This is a genomic window from Nitriliruptor alkaliphilus DSM 45188 (assembly GCF_000969705.1).
Lineage (GTDB): Bacteria > Actinomycetota > Nitriliruptoria > Nitriliruptorales > Nitriliruptoraceae > Nitriliruptor > Nitriliruptor alkaliphilus.
The window spans coordinates 2,360,601-2,380,596 of record NZ_KQ033901.1 but is presented as its reverse complement, the minus strand read 5'-3'; the positions used below and the strand labels follow the sequence as shown (position 1 = coordinate 2,380,596).

Annotated in this window: 18 protein-coding genes; 7 read left to right on the top strand and 11 right to left on the bottom strand. The window is 73.4% G+C overall.

Annotation, left to right across the window (positions count from 1 at the left end; all coding sequences use genetic code 11):
* Positions 1-237: 237 nt before the first annotated feature.
* Complete coding sequence (gene dxs, locus NITAL_RS11135; protein ID WP_052666288.1) at positions 238-2,118, bottom strand: 1-deoxy-D-xylulose-5-phosphate synthase; 1,881 nt, start codon at positions 2,116-2,118, stop codon at positions 238-240.
* A gap of 144 nt (positions 2,119-2,262) precedes the next feature.
* Between dxs and NITAL_RS11130 the strand changes: the two genes are divergently transcribed.
* Positions 2,263-2,685, top strand: a complete 423-nt coding sequence (locus NITAL_RS11130; RefSeq protein ID WP_052669605.1) for an MmcQ/YjbR family DNA-binding protein — start codon at positions 2,263-2,265, stop codon at positions 2,683-2,685.
* A gap of 31 nt (positions 2,686-2,716) precedes the next feature.
* On the opposite strand, the gene NITAL_RS11125 is transcribed toward NITAL_RS11130, so the two are convergent.
* The gene (locus NITAL_RS11125) at positions 2,717-3,367 is read right to left on the bottom strand and encodes an IMPACT family protein (RefSeq protein WP_052666287.1); all 651 of its coding nucleotides are present in this window, start codon (positions 3,365-3,367) and stop codon (positions 2,717-2,719) included.
* 166 nt (positions 3,368-3,533) lie between these two features.
* On the opposite strand from NITAL_RS11125, the gene NITAL_RS11120 reads away from it, so the two are divergent.
* Positions 3,534-3,743 carry a dodecin family protein gene (locus tag NITAL_RS11120; protein WP_052666286.1) on the top strand — a complete coding sequence of 70 codons (210 nt, stop codon included), beginning with the start codon at positions 3,534-3,536 and terminating at the stop codon, positions 3,741-3,743.
* A gap of 112 nt (positions 3,744-3,855) precedes the next feature.
* Positions 3,856-4,452, top strand: coding sequence for an SRPBCC family protein (locus NITAL_RS11115; protein WP_052666285.1), 597 nt, complete (start codon positions 3,856-3,858; stop codon positions 4,450-4,452).
* Here the strand turns inward: NITAL_RS11115 and NITAL_RS11110 are convergent.
* From NITAL_RS11110 to NITAL_RS11090, 5 genes are all read right to left on the bottom strand, one after another.
* On the bottom strand, positions 4,397-4,867 hold the full coding sequence (locus tag NITAL_RS11110; protein ID WP_052666284.1) for an META domain-containing protein: 471 nt from the start codon (positions 4,865-4,867) through the stop codon (positions 4,397-4,399). The genes NITAL_RS11115 and NITAL_RS11110 overlap by 56 nt on opposite strands.
* Before the next feature lie 138 nt (positions 4,868-5,005).
* The gene (gatB, locus tag NITAL_RS11105; protein ID WP_052669604.1) at positions 5,006-6,442 is read right to left on the bottom strand and encodes an Asp-tRNA(Asn)/Glu-tRNA(Gln) amidotransferase subunit GatB; all 1,437 of its coding nucleotides are present in this window, start codon (positions 6,440-6,442) and stop codon (positions 5,006-5,008) included.
* Positions 6,443-6,540: 98 nt separating this feature from the next.
* A complete protein-coding gene (gene gatA, locus NITAL_RS11100; RefSeq protein WP_052666283.1) occupies positions 6,541-8,127 on the bottom strand; it encodes an Asp-tRNA(Asn)/Glu-tRNA(Gln) amidotransferase subunit GatA in 1,587 nt (528 codons plus the stop codon).
* A complete protein-coding gene (gene gatC / locus NITAL_RS11095; protein WP_052666282.1) occupies positions 8,127-8,423 on the bottom strand; it encodes an Asp-tRNA(Asn)/Glu-tRNA(Gln) amidotransferase subunit GatC in 297 nt (98 codons plus the stop codon). Before gatC ends, gatA begins: the two co-directional genes overlap by 1 nt.
* Positions 8,424-8,498: 75 nt before the next feature.
* The gene (locus NITAL_RS11090; protein WP_157041771.1) at positions 8,499-10,583 is read right to left on the bottom strand and encodes a putative bifunctional diguanylate cyclase/phosphodiesterase; all 2,085 of its coding nucleotides are present in this window, start codon (positions 10,581-10,583) and stop codon (positions 8,499-8,501) included.
* A gap of 256 nt (positions 10,584-10,839) precedes the next feature.
* Between NITAL_RS11090 and NITAL_RS11085 the strand changes: the two genes are divergently transcribed.
* The 3 genes from NITAL_RS11085 to NITAL_RS11075 are packed head-to-tail and all read left to right on the top strand — an operon-like array spanning position 10,840 to position 13,630.
* Positions 10,840-12,201 carry a nicotinate phosphoribosyltransferase gene (locus tag NITAL_RS11085; protein ID WP_211262341.1) on the top strand — a complete coding sequence of 454 codons (1,362 nt, stop codon included), beginning with the start codon at positions 10,840-10,842 and terminating at the stop codon, positions 12,199-12,201.
* A complete protein-coding gene (locus NITAL_RS11080) occupies positions 12,198-12,848 on the top strand; it encodes an isochorismatase family protein (protein ID WP_083441460.1) in 651 nt (216 codons plus the stop codon). Before NITAL_RS11085 ends, NITAL_RS11080 begins: the two co-directional genes overlap by 4 nt.
* Complete coding sequence (locus NITAL_RS11075) at positions 12,848-13,630, top strand: NUDIX hydrolase (RefSeq protein ID WP_052669601.1); 783 nt, start codon at positions 12,848-12,850, stop codon at positions 13,628-13,630. Before NITAL_RS11080 ends, NITAL_RS11075 begins: the two co-directional genes overlap by 1 nt.
* Positions 13,631-13,657: 27 nt before the next feature.
* Here the strand turns inward: NITAL_RS11075 and NITAL_RS11070 are convergent, their stop codons facing one another.
* The 4 genes from NITAL_RS11070 to ligA form a co-directional block, all read right to left on the bottom strand.
* The gene (locus NITAL_RS11070; RefSeq protein WP_052669600.1) at positions 13,658-14,584 is read right to left on the bottom strand and encodes a TIGR03621 family F420-dependent LLM class oxidoreductase; all 927 of its coding nucleotides are present in this window, start codon (positions 14,582-14,584) and stop codon (positions 13,658-13,660) included.
* 47 nt (positions 14,585-14,631) lie between these two features.
* The gene (locus NITAL_RS28020; RefSeq protein ID WP_052666279.1) at positions 14,632-15,045 is read right to left on the bottom strand and encodes a cyclic nucleotide-binding domain-containing protein; all 414 of its coding nucleotides are present in this window, start codon (positions 15,043-15,045) and stop codon (positions 14,632-14,634) included.
* 115 nt (positions 15,046-15,160) lie between these two features.
* Positions 15,161-15,886: a hypothetical protein gene (locus NITAL_RS28015; protein ID WP_052666278.1), complete on the bottom strand. Its 726-nt coding sequence runs from the start codon at positions 15,884-15,886 to the stop codon at positions 15,161-15,163.
* Positions 15,883-17,934: an NAD-dependent DNA ligase LigA gene (ligA, locus tag NITAL_RS11055; protein WP_169786816.1), complete on the bottom strand. Its 2,052-nt coding sequence runs from the start codon at positions 17,932-17,934 to the stop codon at positions 15,883-15,885. Before ligA ends, NITAL_RS28015 begins: the two co-directional genes overlap by 4 nt.
* 287 nt (positions 17,935-18,221) lie before the next feature.
* Between ligA and NITAL_RS27260 the strand changes: the two genes are divergently transcribed.
* Complete coding sequence (locus NITAL_RS27260) at positions 18,222-19,940, top strand: HNH endonuclease signature motif containing protein (protein WP_052666280.1); 1,719 nt, start codon at positions 18,222-18,224, stop codon at positions 19,938-19,940.
* The last annotated feature ends 56 nt before the right edge of the window (positions 19,941-19,996 follow it).

Genomic DNA, 19,996 nt, shown 5'->3' with positions numbered 1-19,996 from the left:
CACGCGCTACGTAACGAGGACCACGAGCACGACGGCACGAGCGATCAGCCCGTCCGTCGTGGTGGTGTCGATCCGCAGCACGTGCACATCCTCGAGAGGTCGCGCGATGGTCGCCGATGCCGGGGGTGGACGCAAGTCCACAGCCGGCGCACCCGTGACCGCGTGGACGGCTCGCACCACCACCGCACGGCAGAGGTCGCGCAGCGCCCGGAGGTCGGGTCGGCCACCTGACCCCCGTCAGGCGTCGGTGAGGACCTTGCGGATGCCGGCGGCGATGCCGGCGGCGTCGAGGCCGAGCTCGGCGAGGATCTGGGCCGGCTTGGCGTGCTGGAGGTAGGTGTCGGGGACCCCGAGCCGCAACACCGGCGGGGCCTGCCCCACCCCGGCGAGCTCCACGATGCGGTCGGCGAGGTGGCTGCCGGCGCCACCGGCCACGTACCCGTTCTCCACGGTGACCACCAGCGGCGCCGCGGCGGCCGCCGCCAGCATCGCCCCGTCCGCGGGTCGGACGCACCGCACGTCCCAGACGGCGACGTCCAGACCGTGTTCACCGAGCAGGTCGGCTGCTTCGAGCGCCGGACCGAGCCGGTCCCCGACCGCCAGGACGCACGCGTCGGCGCCCTCACGGATCCGACGCGCAGCCAGCCCGTCGCCGGGTCCGTCCAGCCCGAGCGAGGCGGCGGCGACCGCGTCCCCCTTCGGGAAGCGCACCGACACGGGACCGTCGAGGTCGACCGCCACCTCGAGGAGGGCGGTCAGGTCCTCCTCGCAGGAGGGCGCGAGCACGGTGGCCGTGGGGATCCGCAGCATCAGCGCGAGGTCGAGCACCCCGTGGTGCGACGCCCCGTCGTCCCCGGTGATCCCGGCGCGGTCGAAGGAGAAGATCACGTGTTCGTCGTGCAGCCCGACGTCGAGGTTGGCCTGGTCGAACCCGCGGGCGAAGAACGTCGAGTACACGGCGATGAGGGGCGTCAGACCGGCGTGGGCCATCCCCGCCGCGGCGGTGACCGCGTGCTGCTCGGCGATCCCGACGTCGAGGACCTGGTCCGGGCGCCGCGCGGCGAGCGGCAGCAACCCGGTCGAGCCCGGCATGGCCGCGGTGACCGCGACCACGTCCCGGCGCCGACACCCGATGTCGGTGACCGTGTCGGAGAACGCCTGGGTCCACGACCGTGGCTTGGACGACGCGGACCGGCCGGTGGCCACGTCGAACGCCGAGGTGTCGTGCAGGTGCTTCTCGAGGTCGGTCTCGGCCGGGGTGTAGCCCTTGCCCTTCTCGGTCAGGACGTGGACGAGGACCGGCCCTTCGAGGCGCTTGGCGTGGGTGAGGGCGTGCTCGAGCCGCTCGTGGTCGTGCCCGTCGACCGGCCCGAGGTAGCGGACCCCGAGCGCCTCGACGAAGGACTGCAGGGCAGGCGCGTCGGACACGAACTGCTTGAGCGCCTCGAGGGAGGCGTCGGCGGCCCGCTCGGCGAGTGGCAGGCGGGCGAGCACGCGATCGATGCGGGCGCGCCAGGTCCGGTACCGCGGATCGGTGCGCAGGTCCGACATCCGCTCCGACAGGCGCCCGACCGTCTCCGCGTACGACCGCCCGTTGTCGTTGAGGACGATCAGCACGGGCAGGCGGTGGTGACCGAGGTTGTTGAGCGCCTCGTAGGCCATCCCGCCGGTCAGGGCGCCGTCGCCCACCACCGAGACGACCTGGCGCCGGTCGGACGGGTCCTTGGCCGCCTCGCCCCGCGCGATCCCGAACGCCCACGACAGCGCCGTCGACGCGTGCGAGTTCTCGATCACGTCGTGCTCGGACTCGGCCCGCGACGGGTAGCCCGACAGGCCTCCGGCCTGGCGGAGGGTGTCGAACATCGCCCGGCGGCCGGTCAGCATCTTGTGCACGTAGGCCTGGTGCCCGGTGTCCCACAGCAGCAGGTCCTGCGGCGAGGTGAACACCCGGTGGAGCGCGATGCTCAGCTCGACGACCCCGAGGTTCGAGCCGAGGTGACCGCCGACACGTGCCACGGACGCGATGATCGCGGCGCGCAGCTCGTCGGCCAGCACGGGCAGCTCGGTCGGGTCGAGCGCCTTGAGGTCGGCGGGCGACTCGATCCTCTCGAGCACCACGGGACGGCTCCTGGTCGGGGGGCGCGGGCGGACCACGCGACCCCAGAGGGTAGAGCCTCCGGCGACGTCGACGGGCGACCGCCTGGCCTCCAGGGTTCGCCACGAGCTCCGGCACGGATGTCCCGCGTGTGCCACGCTGCCCGCATGGAGCCGACACCGCGCACCGAGCTGCCCTACACCGATGCCGACGTGGCCGCCGCCGCCGAGCGGCTCCGTGATCTGACGGCCCGCTTCCCCGAGGTCAGCGAGCGACTGAGCCACGGCGCGGTGACCTACTTCGTCCGAGGCAGGCGCACCCTCGCCTACCTCACCGACGACCACCACGGGGACGGCCGGCTGGCGCTGGTCTACCCGGCCCCCGACGGCGTCCAGGCCGAGGTGCTCGCCGCGGATCCGGAGCGGTTCTTCCGGCCGCCGTACGTCGGCCACCGCGGCTGGGTCGGATTGCGCCTCGACATCGATCCGGACTGGGACGAGGTCGCCGACGTGCTCGACGAGGCCTACCGCAAGGTGGCCCCGAAACGGCTCATCGCCCAACTCGACGCCGATGGAGACGTCACCGGTTGAACCCTCCCTGCACCGCGCGGGGCCTGCCACGTCACCGGCGGCGCTCGTCGCGGACGGCGTGGCCGCGGATCGCCAGCTCGTGGGGCAGCCCGCCGCCCGCCAAGGCCGCGACGAGCTGCGCCTCGGCGCCGTCGGGGAGGGCGAGACGGAAGCACGCGCCCGGCGCGTCGTAGGTCACCCCGTCGAGCCAGCCACCCAGCTCCAAGACGTGGCGCCGCAGGTGATGCTCGACGCGGCCAGCCTCGGCGTGCGGCGCTCGGACCTCGATCAGCACCACCAGCTGCCGCGCCACCCGGACGGCCTCCTGGACCGCGGTGCTGACCGCCTGACCGTAGGCACGCACCAGTCCCCCCGCACCGAGCAAGGTCCCACCGAAGTAGCGGGTGACCACCGCGACGACGTCGGTCAGTTCGGCGCCGTCGAGGACCGCCAGCATGGGCGCCCCCGCCGTCCCGGACGGTTCCCCGTCGTCGTTCGAGCGGGTCTGCCCTCCCTCCGGGCCGAGGATCCAAGCGCTGCAGTGGTGCCGGGCGTCGTGGAACTCGCGGCGCGCACCGGCCACCACCGCGGCGGCTGCCTCGAGGTCCGTGACCGGCACCAGATCGGCCACGAAGCGTGACCGCGTGACCTCGATCTCGGTGCGCACGGGGAGGGCGATGGTGTCGCGCAGGACCTCAGACATCGGCCTGCGCGGTCCGGACCGTTCCGACCACGGTGAGGCTCCCAAGGTTCGCGTGCCGGCACCGTAGGCGGGGGTCGTGGCCGTTCGTCGGTCGACGCAGCACCCAGGGCTCCCGTTCGATGGTGCACCGCCCCGGCGTGGGCGGACTCCGACCGAAGGATGAACCATGGCAGCCAGCGTCGCACGTGTGACCGAGATCAGCGCCAAGTCCGACAAGAGCTTCGAGGACGCCATCAAGGTCGGCCTCGACCGTGCCACCCAGTCCTTGCGCGGCGTGCGTTCCGCCTGGGTCAAGGAGCAGCAGGTCAACGTCGAAGACGGCTCGGTGACCGCCTACCAGGTCAACCTGCTCGTGACCTTCGAACTGGAGGGCTGACCGAGCCGCTGCGGCCGGTCCGAGCCGAGGGGCCTCCCGCACCCGGAGCCGGCCGCAGCGGTCCCCGTTCTCAGGTTCGCTTACGGTCGCTCCTCCGATGGACGGAGGCGGCGTGGCGCGGTACCGGTTCGTCACGGAGATGCACCTCGGTGCGCCCATCGACGCGGTGTACGGGGCCATCGCCGATCCGGATGGCTGGGTCGGCGACTGGGCCGACGCGGTGACCGTCAGGCGGGACGCGCCCGGCGATCGTGACGGGCTCGGCGCCCGCTTCACCGCCACGGTCCGTGCCCCCGCCGGCTACGAGCTGTCGGCGACCATCGAGACCGTCGAGACGAAGCGGCCGACCCGCCTCCGGATGCGATCGAGCGGTGAGCTCGAGGGTGGTGGCGTCTGGCAGCTGCGCCCGCGGGCGGACGGCACCGACGTGCGCTTCGACTGGGACGTCACGACGACCGCCACCTGGATGAACCGGCTCACGCCGGTCGCCCGTGCCCTCTTCGAGTGGTCGCACGGCGTGGTGGTCCGCAACGCCACCGACGCCGCCGCGGCCCACCTCGGTACCGAGGTGCTGTGGTTCCGGTCCCGACCCGACCGCCAGGGTCGGGGACGCCGGGCCGCCGCGGTCGCGATCGTGGTGGCGGTCGTCCTCGCTACCTACGGCGCCAGGTGCTCTCGGTCAGTTCGATCGTCACGGCACCCGTCGTGAGCACCAACGACTCCCCCTCGAGCGTCCACGCCGCGGCATCGCCGAACACGTCGACGGCCCACTCGTCGTCCGCGTGGTGCTCGGGTGAGCACCCCATCTCGGTCTGATCGAAGCCGGACGTGCCACCCGGCTGCGGGACGAGCCGGCCCGACGCCGCCTCGAACCGGCCACCCGAGATGTTGCAGCCAGCCTCCCACCGGGCCGAGACGATGCCGTCGACCTCCTGGAGGAACTCCAGCACGATCCGTGCGCCCGCCAACTCGCGGACCTCCCCCCGGTCCGTCACCGACGTCGAGGCGAACGCACGCCCGATCAGTTCCTCCGACGAGGCGGGGCCGTCCGCCACGTCGCCTCCCGCGCAGCCCGCGAGAACCCCCACGACCGCGAACGCGAACACGAGCAGACGGTGCCTCATCGCGTGCTCCCTCTCACCCGGCGGCGGTGGGACGTCGACCGTGCTGTCGGGGTTCCCGGACCGATCGCTGCGCCGGCCGAGGTGGAGCGCCTGGGTGTGGTCGGGCCCGCTCCGATCCGCTCCACCTCGGGTTGGGGGTCAGCCGATGAGGTCGCGGAGCAGTTCGTTGGTCTTGCGCGGGTCGGCCTGGCCCTTGGTGGCCTTCATCACCTGACCGACGAGCGCCCCGATCGCCTTCTGGTTGCCGCCGCGGATCTGCTCGACGGTCCCGGTGTTGTCGGCCACGACCTGCTCGCAGATGGCTCGCAGCTCGCCCTCGTCGGAGACCTGCTGGAGACCGCGGTCGGCCGCGATCCGCGACGGACTCTTGGCGCCGCGTTCCTCGACGAGGCCCTCGAGCACCTGCTTGGCGAGCTTGGTCGACAGCGTGCCGTCGTCGACCAGCGCCACCAGTTCAGCGATGTGCGCACCGGTGATGCCGGCCTCGTCGATGGTCAGCCCGGCGGCGCCGAGCTGGCCGGTGACGTCACCCGTCAACCAGTTGGCCACGGCGGCGGGCGAGGCGCCGGCGGCCACCGCCTCGTCGTACCGGGGCAGCAGATCGCTGCCCACCAGGGTCCCCGCCGCCTCGGCCGGGACGCCCGCGTCGACGAGGCGCGCCCGGGTCGCGACGGGCAGCTCGGGCAGTCGGGCGCGCACGCCCTCGACCCACTCGCGGGGCGAGACGATCTCGACCAGGTCGGGGTCGGGGAAGTAGCGGTAGTCGGTCACCGACTCCTTCTTGCGCAGCGTCTCGGTGACGCCCCGGCCCTCGTCCCAGTGCCGGGTCTCCATCGTGATCGTGCCGCCGTCCTCGATCACGGCGACCTGGCGGGCCGCCTCGTACCCGATGGCACGTCCGAGGGACCGCACCGAGTTGAGGTTCTTGATCTCGCAGCGCGTCCCGAGCGGCTGTCCCGGACGGGCGACCGACACGTTGGCGTCGCAGCGGATCGAGCCCTCCTCCATCCGTGCGTCCGAGACGCCCGTGGCGCGCACGATGGCGACCAGTTCACGCAGGTAGGCCTGCGCCGTCTCGGGGTCGTGCACGTGCGGGCGGGACACCACCTCGAGGAGGGGGATGCCGCAGCGGTTGTAGTCGATCAGAGACCGGTCGGCGCCGTGGAGGCGACCCGACTCGCCGACGTGCATCGACTTGCCGGTGTCCTCCTCCATGTGGAGGCGTTCGATGCCGACCCGGTGCACCTCGCCGGAGTCACCGACGGGGACGTCGAGCCACCCGTCGTGGACCAACGGGACGTCGTACTGGCTGATCTGGTAGTTCTTGGCCATGTCGGGGTAGAAGTAGTTCTTGCGGTGGAACCGGCACACCTCCGCGATGTCGCCCTGGAGCGCCAGGCCGAGCAGGGCGGCGTCCTCGAGCGCCTGCGCGTTCAGGACGGGCAGCGCCCCGGGCTGGCCGGTGCACACCTCGCAGACGTTGGTGTTGGGGTCCCCACCGAAGACGGTCGAGCACCCGCACCACATCTTGGTCCGCGTGGTGAGCTCGACGTGGACCTCGAGGCCGATGGTCATCGCCCAGCCCTCGGGCAGGACACCGGCGGTGCCGGTGTCCTTCTGCACCTTGTCGGCGTCGCGCAGCTCGCCCGGGACGGGCACCTGGATGGTCTCGCTCACTGGTTCACCTCCCGGGGCCCACCCGATGCCGGGGCCACCTCCACGGCCACGGCCCGATCGCCGGTGGGCAGCGGCGAGAACCCGGTCGCCTGCTCGAACGCCCACCCGACCCGGTACAGCAGGTCGTCTCGTAGCAGCGGCGCCATGAGCTGGAGGCCGACCGGCAGGGCGCTGCCCGGCGCGTCGGGCGCCTCGGCCAGGCCCGCGGGCAGCGACATCGCCGGCACGCCGGCCAGCGACGCCGGGACCGTCGCGACGTCGTTGAGGTACATCGCGAGCGGGTCGGCGGTCTTGGTGCCGAGGCCGAACGCGACGGCCGGCGAGGTCGGGCTGACCAGGACGTCGGCGTCCTCGAAGGCAGCCGCGAAGTCCCGGGCGATGAGCGTGCGGACCTTCGACGCCTGCAGGTAGTAGGCGTCGTAGTACCCCGACGACAGGGCGTGGGTCCCGATCATGATGCGTCGCTTGACCTCGGGCCCGAACCCGGCCTCACGGGTGGCGGCGTTCATCTGCTCGGCGGTCTCGGCGTCGACCCGGACCCCGTACCGGACGCCGTCGAAGCGGGCGAGGTTCGAGGACGCCTCGGACGGTGCGATCAGGTAGTAGGCCGGCAGGCCGTAGGCCGCGTGGGGCAGCGAGACGTCCACCAGGGTGGCGCCGAGGGACTCGAGCCTCGCGAGCGCCTCGTCGTAGACCCGGGCGACGCCGGGCTCGTAGCCCTCGCCCCGCAGCTCGGAGATGACCCCGACGCGCAGGCCCTCGACCCCGTCGCGCATGGTGGCGGACAGCGGCGGCACCGGGTCCGGCACGGACGTCGAATCCCGCGGGTCGTGACCGGCGATCAGCTCGTGCAGCATCGCCGCGTCCTCGACCGTCCGGGCGAACGGTCCCGCCTGGTCGAGCGAGGACGCGAACGCCACCAGGCCGTACCGCGACACCGTGCCGTAGGTCGGCTTGACCCCCACGAGACCCGTGAGCGCCGCCGGCTGGCGGATCGACCCGCCGGTGTCGGTCCCGATCGACAGCGGCGCCAGCAGGCCGGCGACGGCGGACGCCGACCCGCCCGAGGAACCGCCCGGCACCCGGTCGAGGTCCCACGGGTTGCGCGTGGGGCCGTAGGCCGAGTTCTCGGTGGACGAGCCCATGGCGAACTCGTCCATGTTCGTCTTGCCGAGCACCACCACGTCGCCGTCGCGCAGCCGCCCGGTGACGGTGGCGTCGTACGGCGGCACCCAGCCCTCGAGCATCCGCGACCCGCAGGTCGTCGGCGCGCCCCGCATCGTCAGCACGTCCTTCAGGGCGAGCGGGACACCGGCCAGCGGCGACAGTTCGACGCCGGCGGTGCGGCGGGCATCGACGTCGTCGGCGTGCGCCCGGGCGGCCGCTGCGGTCACGGCCAGGTAGGCGTGCACGTCGTCGGGGCCGAGCTCGGCCCTCGGCACCCACACGTCACCGTCGGCCTCGACGCCGTCGACGGCCGCGATGCGATCGAGGTGAGCGTCGACGGCCTCGCGCGACGACAGCTCACGGGCCTGGAGGCGGGCCGCCAGCTCGGCAGCCGACAGGCTGGTGAGGTCCGACATCACCCCTCCTCCGCGACGATGCGAGGCACGCCGAAGCGGTCCTGTTCGACCATCGGCGCCATCGCCAGCACGTCCGCACGCGGCATCGACGGCCGCGGGTCGTCCGGACGCGTGACGTTGGTCAGCGCGAACGGGTGCGTGGTCGGCGGCACGTCCTCGGCCGCCACCTCGCCGACGTGCTCGGCGTAGTCGAGGATCGCCGACAGCTGCGGCGCGAGCGCGGCCACCTCGTCGTCGGTCAGCGCGAGGCGGGCGAGGGACGCGACGTGGCGGACCTCGTCGTCGGACAGGGCCACGGCGGGCCTCCTACGGGAGCGGGGGTCGGCGCCTTGCGGGAGCGGGGGTCGGCGCCTTGCTGGAGCGTCCCGAGGCTAGCGGTCGGCCGGGTCCGTGCCGGCCGCCGCGAACCGCTCCTCGAGCTCGCCGGCGGACGAGGGAGCGAGCCGCTCGACCAGCCACCAGGTGGCGTCCTCCTCCGCCATCGGCCGCCCCGTGAGGTAGCCCTGGACGACGTCGCAGCCGAGGGCCTCCAACGCTGACCACTGCGCCTCGGTCTCGACCCCCTCCGCGACCGAACGGGCCCCGATCGCGTGGGCCAACTCGAGGACCGATCGCACGATGGCGACGACGGCCGGGGCGTCCTGCTCGAGGTCGATGACGAACTGCCGGTCGACCTTGACCTCGCTGATCGGCAGGCGCGCCAACCGCGTCAGTGAGGCGTGCCCGGTGCCGAAGTCGTCGAGGGACAGCTCGATCCCGGCGGCGTGGAGCTGCGCGAGGGTGCTCAGCACCACGGCGCTGTCACCCACGAGCGCCTGCTCGGTGATCTCGATCCGGATGTCGCCGGCCTCGAGGTGGTGGCGGACGAGCCCAGCGCTGACGCGCTCGGCGAAGGAGGTGTCGGCCAGGTCGTACATCGACACGTTCACCGACACGGGCACGCTGATGCCGATCTGACGCCACCGCGAGCACTGGGCGAAGGCGAGCTCGAGCACCGCGGACGTCAGCGTCCGCATGGTCGAGGTGCGCTCGATGACGGGCAGGAAGGCTCCCGGGGCGAGCACGCCGCGCTCGGGGTGCTGCCAACGGACCAGCGCCTCGACACCGATCACGTCCCCGCCGGGCAGGGCCACCTGTGGCTGGTAGTACAGCTCGAGCTCGCCCCGGGCCATGCCGCGCCGCAGGTCGGCGACGAGTTCGCCGCTCAGGGGGGTGCGCCGTTCCAGCTCGACCCGGTAGGTGCTGATGACCTCGCCGGTCGCCTTGGCGTCGTACATCGCGACGTCGGCGCGACGCAGCAGGGTCTCGAGGTCCGCACCGTCCTCGCCGAGCATCGCCACCCCGACGCTCATCTCGACCTCGAGGCGGACGCCGGCGAGGTCGTAGGGCTCGTGGACGTGCGCGGCGAGCCGTTCGACCACCTCGATCGCGACCTCCCGGTCCTCGACCTCGAGCAGCAGCACGAACTCGTCGCCACCGAGGCGCACCACCGCGTCGGCACCGCGGACCGCGGTGGCCAGTCGCGCGGCCAGGGCCCGCAGGAGCGCGTCACCCGTCGCGTGCCCCAGGGTGTCGTTGACCTCCTTGAACCGGTCGAGGTCGACCACGCACAGAGCGACGCGACGAAGACCCCGTTGCACATCCTCCAGCCGCTGCTGCACGAGGTGCTCGAGCTGTTCACGGTTGGCCAGGCCGGTCAACGGATCGGTCCACGCCCGCTGTTCACGCTCCAGGGAGAGCTGCGCCGTCGCGTAGACCAGCCACAGCGGCAGCACCAGCAGGGCGAGGAACCCGGCGTGCACCGCGGTGACCACGACGATCAGGGGGCCGATGGCGAGCACCGCCATCGTCGTGCGCGTGTACCACCCGACGTTGTCGACGACGGTGGCGAACCAGGGGGTCCCTCCGGCGAAGGCCAGCGCGGTACCGACCAGCGCGAGGTTGACCACGTGGTAGACGAGCGCAGCGGCGGCCACGAGCACCAGGTCCCGCGGTCGCAGCTCCGCCGGCACGAGCGGCGTCGCCTCCCAACCACCGAGGCGGAGCGCTCCCCACGCGGCCAGGTAGGAGACGCAGTACTGGGCGAGGTTGAAGCCGAGCTTGTGGAAGGGTTTGCGGCGCGTGAGTTCACCGACGGCCGTGGCCAGCACGACCGCCACGAGGGCGGGTGCGATCCCCCACCGCAGCAGGATGGCGAAGTGGAACGCCGTGGCGAGGTTCACCCCGTCGGGGTCGGTGCGGTGCGAAGCGATGATCGGGCGCAACTCCCCGACGACCACGAAGCCGATGAGGATCAGCGCGGCGTCGCCGATACCGGCCAGCGCACCGAGCGACGTGCCCCGAGCGACGACCAGGATGCCGGCCGTCGCCAGCCCGACCACCGCCCACCAGTACGCGCTGAACGCGTTCGGGCGCAGCACCACCGGCAGGCGCGGTTCGATCTCGCGTCTGGTCACCGCACTCTCCCAGGCGCCTCGCGGGCACTCCCCCGGTGCATCGGCCGCCTGGCGTGACACCTGAGGCTCCTGGGGGAGCCTAGCCCTCGGCGTCCGGTGACCGCACGAGCAGGTCGCGCCACCCGCTCCCACCGGCCATGCCGTTGCCCTCGGACACCGCGACCGGACGTCCGACCGGGCCGTTCTGGTCAGGGTGACCAGAACCTCGCTACGGTCGTGACGTGCACCGCTCGTGCCGCCCGCGCCAGGAGCCCCCGTGACCGACCCGACCGGCTCGCTCGGCCTGACCGGCCTGACCGGCCCGCCCGGTCCGACCACCGCGCTGCACACCGACCGCTACGAGCTGACGATGCTCGACGCCGCCCACGGCGGCGGCACCATCGACCGCCCGTGCGTGTTCGAGCTGTTCGGGCGCCGCCTCCCCGAGGGCCGCCGGTACGCCGTCGCCGCCGGCCTCGACCGGGCCCTCGACGCCATCGAGCGCTTCCGGTTCGACGACGACACCCTGGCCGCGCTCCAACGTGACCGGATCGTCCGCGAGCCGACCCTCGCGTGGCTGGCCGGGTACCGCTTCGAGGGGGACGTCTGGGCCCTCCCCGAGGGCGAGATCGCCAACCCGAACGTGCCCGTGCTGACCGTGCACGCCACGTTCGGCGAGGCCGTGCTGCTCGAGACGGTCCTGCTGTCGACCCTGAACCACGACACGGCGGTGGCGTCGGCCGCGGCCAGGATGGTCGCCGCGGCCGACGGACGCATGCTCCTGGAGTTCGGCAGCCGTCGCGCCCACGAGGCGGCGGCGGTCCACGCCGCCCGTGCGGCGTACGTGGCGGGTTTCGACGCGACCTCGAACCTCGAGGCGGGGCGGCGCTACGGCATCCCCACGGCCGGCACCTCGGCGCACGCGTTCACGATGGTCCACGACGACGAACTGATGGCGTTCCGCGCACAGGTGGCCGCGCTCGGGGTCGGCACGACCCTCCTCGTGGACACCTACGACGTCCGGCAGGGCCTCCGCAACGCCGTGGCGGCGGCGGGCCCCGACCTCGCCGCGGTCCGCATCGACTGCGGCGACCCGGTGGCCGAAGCCCACCACGCCCGCGCCCTGCTCGACGAACTCGGCGCGCCGGGGACCCGCATCGTGGTGTCGGGCGACCTCGACGAGCACCGGATCGCGGCCTGCCGCGGCGCCCCGATCGACGTGTTCGGTGCCGGGACCGCGGTCGTCACCGGCAGTGGGTCGCCGACCGCGGGGTTCGTCTACAAGCTCGTCGCCCGGGCTCGCAGCCCCTACGGCGACCTCGAACCCGTGGCCAAGGCGGGCGGCGCCAAGGCGACCGTCGGCGGGTGGAAGGCCGCGGCCCGCAGGTTCGACGGCGACACCGCCACCCACGACGTCCTCCATCCGTGGGGCACGCCGCCGCCGACGTCGAGCCGGCCACTGCAGATCCCGGTGGTGGCGCGGGGCGAACGCATCCACCGGCCCGACCTCGACGCGGTGCGGGACCACCACCGCCGTGCGATCGCGGAGCTGCCACCCACCGCGCTCGCGCTCGACCCGGGCCAGCCGGCCCTCCCCACCGTCCCCCTGGAGGCCCACGACGCAGGAGGCGTGAGATGACGACCCCCGCTACCCCGGACACCGAGCAGGTGGCCCCGCGGCCCTACGACGGTGACACCGCCCTGGTGGTGGTCGACGTGCAGCACGACTTCGCCCACCCCGACGGCGGCCTGTTCGTCCCCGGGGGTGACCGCGTGGTCGAGGTCGTCGACGGGGAGGTCCGGGCTGCGCTCGATGCGGGCGCGACCGTGGCCTACACCCAGGACTGGCACCCGCCGACCACCCCGCACTTCGCCAAGGATGGCGGGGTGTGGCCGGTCCACTGTGTGGCCGACACCTGGGGCGCACAGCTGCACGACGACCTGCTCGTCGAGGGCCCGGTCGTGCGCAAGGGTGTCGATGGTGGCGACGGGTACTCGGGGTTCTCGGTCCGCGACCCGGTCAGCGGCGAGGAGGAGGCGACCGAGCTCGGGCGACTGCTCGATGAGGCGGGCGTCCATCGGGTCGTGGTCGTCGGACTGGCCGGCGACGTGTGCGTGAAGGAGACGGCGCTCGACGCCGTGCGCCTCGGGTACGACGTCGAGCTGCCGCTGCCCGCGACGGCCTTCGTCGAGCTCGAGCCCGGCGATGGCGATCGGGCGATCACCGAGCTGCGACGGGCCGGCGTCCTGGTGACGGGTCGTGGCCCCGCGGCAGCCGGCGAGTGATGGCCGAGCTGCCCCGCGATCACGAGGCCCCGCGCGCGCCGGTCTCGACCTGCGCGGTCGCGGTCGACGTGGCGCTGCTGACGATCCGCGAGGGTCGCCTGATGCTCCTGCTCGTCCGCCCGCAGCCCGACGAACTGGCCGACCGGTGGGCGCTGCCCGGCCGACGTGTCCGTGACGACGAGACCCTCGACGACACCGCCCACCGGGCCCTGGCCGAGCTCGCCGGCCTCACCGCACCGGAGGCCCACCTCGAGCAGCTGCGCACCTACGGCGACCAGTCACGCGACCCCCGCGGCCGCGTGGTGTCGGTCGCCTACCTGCTGCTGACGCCGACCACCGACGACCCGGCGGAGGGCACGGCAGCGGCGTTCTTCCCCGTCGATGAGCTCGACCTCGGCGCGTCCGCGGGGCCCGAGCACGCGCCCCGACCGGGGGGCAACGAGCGCAGCGAGACGGGGGACCCGGTCAGGAGGTTCGCCTACGACCACGACCGCATCGTCCCCGATGCCCTCGAACGAGCGCGGTCGAAGCTGGAGTACACGGCGCTCGCGACCGCGTTCGTCGCCGAGCCGTTCACCCTCGGTGAGCTGCGTGGCGTCTACGAGGCCGTGTGGGGGGTGTCGCTCGATCCGGCCAACTTCCGCCGGAAGGTGGTCTCCACACGGGATTTCATCGTGCCCGTCGAGGGGCTGGCCAAGCCCGGACCGGGCGGTGGACGTCCCGCGCAGCGCTACCGACGCGGGTCGGCCGAACGCCTCCACCCGGCCATGTTGCGCCCCTGACGTCGGCGAGGGTGGTCCGGGCGGCGCTCAGGGCAACTCGGCCAGCACGTCGTGCGCCGCGTCCACGGCGGCCTCCCGGATCACGTAGCGGGAGATGCCCCAACGGTCACGGTGCTCGAGCAGCTCCGCGGCGATGTCGCTGGCGGTCCCGACCCACGCGAACGGTGCGGACAGCACGTGGTCGGGCGAGAGGCCCTCGACGCGCGCGGCCAGGGCCGCGGCGGCCTCCCGTGGCGCGTCGGTCACCTCGACGTGCTGGACGAGTGCCTCGAGCGCCGGTGTGCGGCCAGCTTCCGCAGCTGCTGCCCGGACGTGCTCGAGCGAGCGAGCGATGCGATCCTCGCTCCACTGCACCTCGTGGCGGTGACCGTCATCGAGGGTCCGGCCGAGCCCCGAGAGCGCGACGATGTCGGCCTGCTCAGCGGCGTAGCGCAGCAACCGGTGCCCGTTGCCGCCGACCAGCAGGGGGACCGGACGCTGGATCGCCTGCGGCTCCTCGAGCCGTGCGTCGACGAGCGTCAGGTGCTCGCCGGCGAACGTGACCTGTTCCCCCGCGAGCAGCCGCCGGGTCGTATCGGTCAGCTCCACCATCCGTGCGACCCGGCTGGCGCCGTCCGGGTGCGGCAGACCACGCATCGTCCACTCGGCGGGGGTGTGCCCGGCACCCACCCCGAGGATCGCACGCCCACCCGAGACCACGTCCAGCGTGGCCACGTTCGACGCGAGCGCGACCGGCTCCCACGCGCCGGCGTTGACGACGTAGGTCCCGAGGCTGATGCGTTCGGTGACCGCTGCAGCCGCCGCCAACGCCACGAACGGGGCCGGACCGCTGCCGGGGTGGTCCGCGACGAGCAGCCCTCGGAAGCCGAGCGACTCGGTCCGGCGCGCGAGGCGGACCCACTCGGCGGCACCGTCCGGTGCCGCCTGCACGCTGACCGTGAGTTCATCCACCATGCGCCGACCGTAGACGGACACATCGAGGCGGGTGGCGCCAACCTCGGTCAGGCGGCGGCGCGAGCGGCGACGGTCTGCTCGACGTGCGCGCGCAGCGCCGGCGACCCGGCGAGCGCGCGCTCGAAGCTGCGGACGTCGAAGACGGCGAGCTCGGTCTCCACGGTGGTGACGGCGTCGGCGTTGCGGTGCGCGCGGGCGACCAGCGCCTGCTCGCCGACGAGGTCGCCGCCACCGACCGTGGCGACGATGCGGCCGTCGCGGCGGATCTCGACCGCACCGCGGACGATCAGGAACGCCTCGCGGCCGAGCTGACCGTCGCGGACGAGCACGGTGCCAGCCGGCACGGTGACCCGATCGGCGGACGCGGCCAGGGTGTCGATCTCGGCACGGGTGAGGCCGTAGAGCCGGCTGTGCTGCTCGAGCCAGGCGGCCTTGAGGTCGGAGCGGGTGCGACGGAACACGGTGGTCTCCGGGTGGGGGGAGGATGGCGAGGAGGACGAGTGCTTGCCATAGTACGCACTCGCGTGCTGTCGCGACCGACGGGGTCGCACCAACGACGGTGGCCGTCGCCGGAGGTCAGCCGGCGGCGAGCAGGTCGGTCTCGGGCCACGGGCCCGTGACGGGGCGCGCGACGGGCGGCGGGATCCGCGAGGGGCCGCCGGATGCCACGTGCGTGGCCGCGTCGGCCTGGTCCCACCGCGGCCAGGTGCGCCAGCCGCCGTCCGGAGCGACCTGGACCCGGGTCCGCGGGCCGGGCAGGTAGGCGAGGGCATCCGGGAGACGCCAGCGGTCCTCGACCACGACCTCACCGACGTGCCCCAGCCGGTACGCGCCGGGAGGAGCGTGCCGGAGGTCGTCGCGCCAGGTGGCGTCGACGGCGTCGCTGGTCAGCCGCCCCTCGCTGCGGTCGAGGGTGGGCACGTCGTCCTCGTGCACACCGAGGAGCCACGTCGACAACCGGGCGCCCGCCTGCGGGACGAGCGTGAGGGGGACCGACCCGTACCCGGTGCGTCGGGCCTCGTACGCGGCGACCCACCCGTGGAGCTCGGCCGGCAGCAACAGCGCGCCACGCTCGTCGAGGCGCTTGTCCAGCAGCCGTCCCGGCGAGGCGTTCGAGCCGTACGCCACGACCCAGCGGACCGCGTCCGGATCGAGGACCTCGGCATCGACGGGCGCGTCCGGCCGCGGCCCGTCCTCCCCGCCCGACGCCAGCTCCAGCGGGTGCGCGCGGCCTCGGTGCACGAGCGTCGGCCCCTCGGGACGTGGTCCCGGGTAGCCCGCCGGCTCGAAGGGGGCGATCACGCGGTCGGCAGTTGGCCGGTGGCCAGGAACCGTTCGAAGGCGGCCTCGTCGGCCATCGGGATCCCGAGCTGCTGGGCCTTGTCGGCCTTGCTGCCCGCGTCCGCGCCGACCACCACGACCGACGTGCGGCCCGACACGCTGCCCGAGACCTTCGCACCCCGCGCCTCGAGGGCCGCCTTGGCCTCGTCGCGGGTGTAGCCCTCGAGCGTCCCGGTCACCACGACGGTCAGGCCGGCGAGCAGGTCGGCATCCTCGCCGGTCGCCTCGGCGGGTTCGGCCTCGGCGGTGACCCCGAGTTCCACGAGCTCGTCGATCAGCTGCGCGTTGCGTGGGGTGGCGAACCACGCGTGGACGGCACGGGCGATGATCGGACCGATGCCGTCGATGGCCTCGAGCTGTTCGGGGGTGGCCGACCGGATGGCGTCGAGCGACGGCAGGGCCCGCACCAAGGTCTTGGCGTAGGTCGGGCCGAGGTGGTGGATGTTGAGCGCGACCAGGACCCGGTCGAGCGGCTGCTGGCGGCCCGCCTCGATGCCGGCCAGCAGGTTGTCGACCTTCTTCTCGCCGAACCGCTCGAGCGCGAGCAGGTCATCCCGCCGGTCCCGCAACCGGAAGACGTCGGCGAGGTCGGTCACGAGGCCCTCGGCGAGGAGCAGGTCGACGTTCTTCTCGCCGAGACCCTCGATGTCCAGGGCGCCACGGCCCGCGAGGTGGGTGAGCGATTCGCGCAGGCGGTTGGGGCAGTCCACGTTCTCGCAGCGGTGGTGGGCCTCGCCCTCGGGCCGGACCAGCGGCTGCGCGCAGAACGGGCAGTCCGCCGGCATCGACCACGGCTGGGCGTCCGGCGGTCGCTTCGACAGGACCGGCCCCACCACCTCGGGGATGACGTCGCCGGCACGCCGCACCATCACCCGGTCACCGACCCGTACGTCCTTGGCGTGGACCTGGATCTCGTTGTGGAGCGTCGCGAACGTGATGGTGGTCCCCGCCACGACGACCGGCTCGAGGACCGCGTACGGCGTCGCCTTGCCGGTGCGCCCCACGTTGACCTCGATGCCGCGCAGGGTGGTCTCCTGCTCGACGGGCGGCATCTTGTAGGCGATGGCCCACCGCGGCGCCCGGGAGGTGAAGCCGAGCTGCTCGCGCTGGTCGAGCCGGTCGACCTTCACCACGACCCCGTCGATCTCGTAGGGCACCTCGTGGCGCTCGCTGGTCCAGCGTTCCACGAACGCCCACGCGTCCTCGACGTCGTCGAAGACGGCCGTCTCGAGCGGGGTCGGCAGGCCGGCGTCGCGGACCCAGGCCAGGGCCTCGCTGTGCGTGGTGAAGGTGTGGCCCTCGACCACCCCGAACCCGTGGCACCACACCGACAGCGGCCGCTGCCGGGTGACCTCCGGGTCCTTCTGGCGCAACGCCCCGGACGCCCCGTTGCGCGGGTTCATGAACGCTTCCTCGCCACGCTCGATGCGGGCGGCGTTCATGGCCTCGAAGGCGTCGAGGGGGTAGTAGACCTCGCCGCGGACCTCGAGCAGCGACGGTGGATCGTCGGTGTGCAGCCGGTAGGGCACGTCGTCGATGGTCGCGATCTGGGCGGTCACGTCCTCGCCGATGACCCCGGTCCCGCGGGTCGCGGCCCGCTCGAGCAGCCCGTCGCGGTACACCAGATCGATGGCGACCCCATCGATCTTCAGCTCACAGACGAAACGGACGGGATGCTCGGCGTCCGCGCCGAGGCGCTTGTTCACACGCTCCGACCACGCGACCAACTCCTCGCGCGAGAAGGCGTTGTCGAGGGACAACATCGGTTGCGGGTGCCGGGCCGGCGGGAAGGCGGTGTCGACCGGGGCGCCGACCTGCTGGGTCGGCGACGCGGCGGTGGCCAGCGCCGGGTGCGCCTCCTCCAGCGCGAGCAGCTCCTGGAACAGCGCGTCGAACTCGGCATCGGTGAACGGCGGGTCCGACAGCACGTAGTAGCGGTACCGGGCATCGCGCACCGTGCGCGACAGCTCGTCGTGGCGAGCCCGGGCCGCGTCGAACGCCTCCGGCACCGACACATCCACCCCATCCGCTGCGGCCGGCCACGCCGGCCCTGGTGCCGTACGCCTCGGTGGCGCACGCGGGCGCGAGGCTAGCCACTGGGCCCGGTCACGAGCGCGAGGCCGATAGCACACCGATCCGTCGGTTCCTGGCCGGTCGGTGGTGGCCTGTGGAGCGTTGTCGGGGGGCTGTGGAACGGTGTCAGCACACCCGGTTGACGTCGAGGAACGTACGTTCGATAGTGGCTTCCGCGTCCCGTGAGCCCTCGCAGCACGCCCGACCGATCGATGGAGACCTGGTGTCCGCCCCGACCGCCACCCCGCACCCGGTGTCACGCCGGGTGGCGCACGGCTACCGGCGTGGGGGCGCGACGCGGTGGCTGGCGGCCGAACCCGCCGCGGGCTACCGCACGGCGTCGTCCGTTGAGGGGACGGGCACGGCGGTGGGTGGGCACCTGACGACGGTCCGGGCAGGGGTCGAAGGTCTGGCCGGCTTGGACGTGGATGCGTGTTCCTCTGAGGAGTTGGGTGAGGTCGCCGCCGCGGTGCAGCAGCAGATCGATGCTCTGACGGTGGTGCGTGATCGGATCGCGGGGACGTTGCGGCGTCGCGCGGTACTGGAGGCAGGTCCGGGCAAGGAACGTCAGGCGGTCCGACAGGCCACCCGGCAGCTGGGTGACCGGCTCGGGCTGTCACCCTCGGAGGCCAAGCAGGCCTCGGAGCGCGGCAAGGTGCTCCAGGACCGCCCGCACCTGGCGCTGGCCACCACCGGCGCCCCCACCGGCAGCGGCCCGGACGCCAACGCGATCGGCGCTGGTGAGGGGGCAGGGGGTCGGGGGTTGCGGCCCGAGCAGATCGCGGTGATCGGACGGATCCTGGCCGAGGTCCCGCTCGAACATGCCGGACGGGTCGAGGCCGAACTGCTCGCTGCCGCCGAGCATCAGCACGCGCCCGAGTTGGGACGCACGGCACGGCGGCTGCTTGCCCGCCTCGATGCCGATGCGGCCAACGCTGCCGAGGAACGCCGCCACCGCCGTCGCAGGTGTTCGATCGTGCAGACCGCCGATGGGATGACCCGCATCTCGGGTGAGTTCGCCGGTCTGGATGCCGAGGTGGTCAACGCCGCCCCCGCAGCGTTCACCACCCCCGACCTGCCCGGCGAGATGGCCCGCACCCCCGAACAACGCACCGCCGACGGGCTCGTCGCCGCCCTGCGTGCCGCCCTTGACGCCGGCTCGGCTCCGGCCGATCGTGGGGTCAAGCCCCACGTGGTCGTCCTCGTGCCGCTGGGCGAGGCATCCGGCCCCGACCGCGACACCATCAGCGACGACCCCTCGCCCGGCCACGGCGACACCAGGCCCGGCGACACCGACACAGACACCGCCGACGGCCCCGGCACCGAGACCTCGCCCGGCCACGAGCCCACCGGCCCCGGTACCGACGCCTCGCCCGGCCACGACACCACCGGCCCCGGTACCGACGCCTCGCCCGGCCACGAGACCACCGGCGTCGACACCGCCGACGGCCCCGGTCAGGACGCCGCGGTAGGTGTGGCCGACGGCCAGGCCGACCTCCCGGCCGATGACCACCTGGGACCGGTGGCCGAGCTTGGCTGGACCGGCCCCATCCCCACCCGCCAGATCCGCCGGCTGCTGGCCGACGCCCACATCCGTCTGCTCGGCATCGACCTCCAGGGCGTACCCATCGCGATGTCCCAGACGGTCACCCAGCCCACCGCCGCGCTCTACCTCGCCCTCGTGGCCCGCGACGGCGGCTGCCGCTACCCCGGCTGCGACGCCCCACCGGCCTGGTGCGACGTCGCCCACGCCACCGCCCGACGCCACCGCGGCCCGCTGACCATCCACAACGCCCTCCTGCTGTGCCGCCACCACCACCGCAAGCTCGACCTCGGCCGCTGGACCATCACCATCGATGGCACCGACGCCACCTTCACCCGACCCGGCGGCCGCAGCATCCGCGCCGGACCCGCACGCGGCCGCCCCCCCGACACCAGCTGACCCCCCGGACACCAGCCGACGACCGAACCGGTCGGCCGGAACGGACACACGTGTGC

Excerpts from the sequence above, each read along its gene's own strand:
- NITAL_RS11130 (WP_052669605.1), top strand. The coding sequence starts at position 2,263 with ATGGAGCCGACACCGCGCACCGAGCTGCCCTACACCGATGCCGACGTG.
- NITAL_RS11125 (WP_052666287.1), bottom strand. The coding sequence starts at position 3,367 with ATGTCTGAGGTCCTGCGCGACACCATCGCCCTCCCCGTGCGCACCGAG.
- NITAL_RS11120 (WP_052666286.1), top strand. The coding sequence starts at position 3,534 with ATGGCAGCCAGCGTCGCACGTGTGACCGAGATCAGCGCCAAGTCCGAC.
- NITAL_RS11110 (WP_052666284.1), bottom strand. The coding sequence starts at position 4,867 with ATGAGGCACCGTCTGCTCGTGTTCGCGTTCGCGGTCGTGGGGGTTCTC.
- gatB (WP_052669604.1), bottom strand. The coding sequence starts at position 6,442 with ATGACCATCGGCCTCGAGGTCCACGTCGAGCTCACCACGCGGACCAAG.
- gatA (WP_052666283.1), bottom strand. The coding sequence starts at position 8,127 with ATGTCGGACCTCACCAGCCTGTCGGCTGCCGAGCTGGCGGCCCGCCTC.
- NITAL_RS11080 (WP_083441460.1), top strand. The coding sequence starts at position 12,198 with ATGACGACCCCCGCTACCCCGGACACCGAGCAGGTGGCCCCGCGGCCC.
- NITAL_RS11075 (WP_052669601.1), top strand. The coding sequence starts at position 12,848 with ATGGCCGAGCTGCCCCGCGATCACGAGGCCCCGCGCGCGCCGGTCTCG.
- NITAL_RS11070 (WP_052669600.1), bottom strand. The coding sequence starts at position 14,584 with ATGGTGGATGAACTCACGGTCAGCGTGCAGGCGGCACCGGACGGTGCC.